Genomic DNA, 4,134 nt, shown 5'->3' with positions numbered 1-4,134 from the left:
AGCGCTGATACTTCTGTTCCGGCTAAGGTATAGTGGTAGATATTGTCGATGAAGAGAAGTACATCACGACCATCATCTCGGAATTTTTCAGCCATAGTCAAACCCGTCAGTGCAACACGAAGTCTGTTGCCGGGAGGCTCATTCATCTGGCCGTATACCAATGATACTTTATCCAGTACGTTAGATTCAGTCATCTCGTGGTAAAAATCATTACCCTCTCGAGTACGCTCACCTACACCCGCAAACACTGAAAAACCACTATGTTCAATAGCGATATTACGAATAAGCTCCATCATATTGACAGTCTTACCGACACCGGCGCCACCGAACAATCCGACCTTGCCGCCTTTAGCAAAGGGGCAGATCAGGTCGATCACTTTAATACCGGTTTCTAATAGCTCGGTAGAAGCAGACAGATCTTCATAAGCCGGTGCTGCACGGTGAATAGACCAGCTAACGTCTGCGCCGATTGGACCTTTATCGTCAATCGGTTTGCCCAGCACATCCATGATACGACCCAGGGTCTTGGTACCGACAGGTACAGTAATAGGCTCGCCGGTATTGCTAACGCTTTTTTCGCGCTGCAAACCTTCGGTGGTACCCATGGCGATGGTACGCACAATGCCGTCACCCAACTGCTGCTGCACTTCAAGTGTCAGGCCAGCGTCGTCGACCATTAATGCGTCGTAGACCCTCGGCATGGCGTCAGATGGGAACTGAACATCCACTACCGCGCCGATGATTTGAACTACGTTTCCTGAACTCATCTTATCGATACCCCTTAACTAGTTTTATCGTACGGGGTTTAACCGCACTTACAAATCTTTTGCACACAACAGCTCTAACTAAGCGCTGCAGCACCACCCACAATTTCGGAAATTTCCTGTGTAATCGCCGCCTGACGCGCCTTGTTGTAGACTAACTCCAGGTCATTGATCAAATCGCCAGCGTTATCAGAGGCTGACTTCATTGCGACCATACGTGAAGCCTGTTCGCTGGCGAGGTTTTCTACCACGCCTTGATACACTAATGACTCGATATAACGCGTTAACAACTGGGTCATAACAATCTTGGCTTCAGGCTCATAGATGTAATCCCAATGGTGCTCAAGCTCTTTATCTTCTTTCGGCTCAATCGGCAATAATTGCTCGACCGTTGGGTTTTGAGTCATGGTATTAACAAAATCGTTGTAGACCAAAAACAGTTGATCAATTTCGCCCTTATCAAAAGCATCGAGCATGACCTTAACACTGCCGATCAAATCCGCTAGCTGCGGCCTATCACCCAGGTTTGCCGTCTGCGCAACAATGTTACCGCCAACACGTTTGAAAAACCCGGCGGCTTTAGTGCCAATAGTACAGAACGTCATGTCGATTTTCTGCTCGTCAAATTCTTTCATGGTGACGATAGCTTTTCTGAATAAATTGCTATTCAAGCCACCACAAAGACCGCGATCAGATGAGATAACAATAAAACCGGCACGCTTAACATCACGTACCTGCATATAAGGGTGCTTATATTCCGGATTAGCATGGGCAAGATGGTCGATCACGTTGCGCATTTTGTCGGCATAGGGTCGTGATGCCGCCATGCGATCTTGCGCCTTACGCATTTTACTGGCCGCAACCATTTCCATAGCACGGGTGATCTTTTGCGTATTTTTTACGCTCTTGATCTTTGTGCGAATCTCTTTACCTACAGCCATGATTTATTCTCGGTTATACCTAATGCCTACCAAGTACCGGTTGATTTAAAACTGCTGATAGCAGACTTCAAACCGTCTTTGATTTCATCACCAAAACCACCTGATGCGTTAATTTTATCAAGCAAGTCGTTGTGTGAAGATTTCATATAACTATGCAATGCCGCCTCGAAGCTAACAATCTTATTGAGTTCGACATCATCAAGAAAGCCTTCGTTAGCTGCAATCAAAGATACTGCCTGTTCAGCAACGCTCAACGGCGAATACTGCGGCTGCTTCATCAATTCGGTTACCCGCTGACCACGTTCTAACTGTGCGCGAGTTGTATCATCAAGATCCGATGCGAACTGGGCAAATGCTGCCAATTCACGATACTGCGCCAAATCAAGACGCACACCACCACCGAGCTTTTTAATAATTTTGGTCTGCGCTGCACCACCAACACGTGACACGGACAAACCAGCGTTAATGGCTGGACGAATACCGGAGTTAAACAAATCACTTTCCAGATAAATCTGGCCATCGGTAATCGAAATCACGTTAGTCGGAACGAAGGCCGATACGTCACCACCTTGTGTTTCAATAATAGGTAATGCGGTTAATGAGCCAGTTTTGCCTTTAACCTTGCCGTCGGTGATCTTTTCAATATGTTCGGCGTTAACACGCGCAGCGCGCTCAAGCAAACGTGAATGGAGATAGAACACGTCGCCCGGATAAGCTTCACGGCCTGGTGGACGACGCAGCAACAACGACACCTGACGGTAGGCCCAGGCCTGCTTGGTCAAATCGTCATAAACAATCAGCGCGTCTTGACCCAAGTCGCGGAAGTATTCACCCATGGAACAACCAGCGTAAGGGGCAATAAACTGCATCGCCGCTGAGTCTGCTGCAGTGGCGGCAACAACAATGGTGTGATCCATTGCGCCGTGTTCTTCAAGCTTACGTACTACGGCAGCAACTGATGAGGCCTTTTGACCAATCGCCACATAGATACATTTAATGCCGGTGCTTTTTTGGTTAATAATGGTATCAATCGCTACCGCTGTCTTGCCGGTCTGGCGATCACCAATAATCAACTCGCGCTGACCACGGCCTATGGGCACCATGGCATCAATCGCTTTCAGTCCCGTTTGCACTGGCTCATCAACAGATTTACGGGCAATCACACCCGGCGCTACCTTTTCAATTGGTGAGCTGTGCGGGGTTTCGATAGCGCCTTTGCCATCGATAGGCACGCCGAGAGCGTTAACAACGCGGCCTAACAGCGCTTCACCCACTGGCACTTCAAGTATACGGCCAGTACATTTAACACTGTCGCCTTCTTTTAAATGAAGGTAGTCACCCAACACGACGATACCGACAGAATCGCGCTCGACGTTCAGCGCCATACCAAAAGTATCGCCGGGGAATTCAAGCATCTCACCCGACATAACGTCGGCCAGGCCGTGAACACGAACGATACCGTCAGTAACACTGACGATGGTACCTTCGGTACGGGCTTCGGTTGTCGTATCGAAGTTCTCGATACGTTTTTTAATAAGCTCACTGATCTCTGAGGCTGATAACGCCATGATTTGATCCTCTTAAATAACTATATTTTAGTGGCCTAGAGCCAGATTAAGTTTGTTCAATTTGCTGGCGACAGAACCATCGATAACCAGATCTCCTGCGCGAATCACCGCGCCACCAATCAATGATTGGTCAATGTGGCAAGTCAATGCAACATCGCGACCCAGTCGCGCTTTCAATGAAACCTTAATGGCCTCTTGCTGCGCAACAGTCACTTCATAAGCAGACGTGACGGTTGCATCAACACGGCGCTCAGCATCAGCGCGGTAACCGGCATAAAGCACAACAATTTCAGACACCACATTGAGTCGGCCATTTTCAACCAGCAAACGCACGACGTTACCCAGCTTGTCATTAGCCGCACTGCCAACGGCACCCATGACAACATCGACCAGCTGATCGTTGCTGACCTTAGGGTGGCCCAAAATGGCTTTGATCGGCGCAGCGTTCGTCACGTCAGCCAATGCGCTGAGCGCATTACCCCAAGTGGCATAATCATTCGCTGCTTTAGCCAAGCTAAAAATAGCCTGGGCATAAGGGCGGGCGAGCGTGCTTTTTTCTGCCATAAGTGTCCTTTAAAACCTGGCTAAACCTGGCTAAACCTGCTTCGCTAAATCGTTCATCAACTCAGCGTGGGCAGATTCATTGATTTCTTTTTTCAGGATCTTGCCGGCACCAGCAACGGCAATCGATGCCACAGCGGCACGCAGCCCTTCGCGCGCACGGTTTGTTTCCTGATCAATTTCTGCCTTGGCCGCGATGAGCAAACGCTCACCTTCAGTGCGGGCATTAGACTTGGCCTCTTCAACGATTTCACCGCCACGTTTTTCAGACAGGGCGATGATTTCTGCTGCTTGACTCTT

Annotated in this window: 5 protein-coding genes; all 5 read right to left on the bottom strand. The window is 48.8% G+C overall.

What is annotated here, in order from left to right; all coding sequences use genetic code 11:
* Nucleotides 1-767, bottom strand: a 767-nt coding sequence (locus JKY90_02490; GenBank protein MBL4851139.1) for a F0F1 ATP synthase subunit beta, incomplete at its 3' end; no start/stop codon positions are given.
* A 74-nt stretch (nt 768-841) separates the two neighbouring features.
* Complete coding sequence (gene atpG, locus JKY90_02485; protein MBL4851138.1) at nt 842-1,705, bottom strand: F0F1 ATP synthase subunit gamma; 864 nt, start codon at nt 1,703-1,705, stop codon at nt 842-844.
* 26 nt (nt 1,706-1,731) lie between these two features.
* A complete protein-coding gene (locus JKY90_02480; protein MBL4851137.1) occupies nt 1,732-3,273 on the bottom strand; it encodes a F0F1 ATP synthase subunit alpha in 1,542 nt (513 codons plus the stop codon).
* 27 nt (nt 3,274-3,300) lie between these two features.
* Nucleotides 3,301-3,837 carry a F0F1 ATP synthase subunit delta gene (locus tag JKY90_02475; GenBank protein ID MBL4851136.1) on the bottom strand — a complete coding sequence of 179 codons (537 nt, stop codon included), beginning with the start codon at nt 3,835-3,837 and terminating at the stop codon, nt 3,301-3,303.
* 30 nt (nt 3,838-3,867) lie between these two features.
* On the bottom strand, nt 3,868-4,134 hold a 267-nt coding region (atpF, locus tag JKY90_02470), incomplete at its 5' end, for a F0F1 ATP synthase subunit B (GenBank protein MBL4851135.1).

Source organism: Gammaproteobacteria bacterium (assembly GCA_016765075.1).
In the GTDB taxonomy this organism is placed as follows: Bacteria; Pseudomonadota; Gammaproteobacteria.
This window is presented reverse-complemented; position numbering and strand designations above follow the sequence as displayed.

Excerpts from the sequence above, each read along its gene's own strand:
- atpG (MBL4851138.1), bottom strand. The coding sequence starts at position 1,705 with ATGGCTGTAGGTAAAGAGATTCGCACAAAGATCAAGAGCGTAAAAAAT.
- JKY90_02480 (MBL4851137.1), bottom strand. The coding sequence starts at position 3,273 with ATGGCGTTATCAGCCTCAGAGATCAGTGAGCTTATTAAAAAACGTATC.
- JKY90_02475 (MBL4851136.1), bottom strand. The coding sequence starts at position 3,837 with ATGGCAGAAAAAAGCACGCTCGCCCGCCCTTATGCCCAGGCTATTTTT.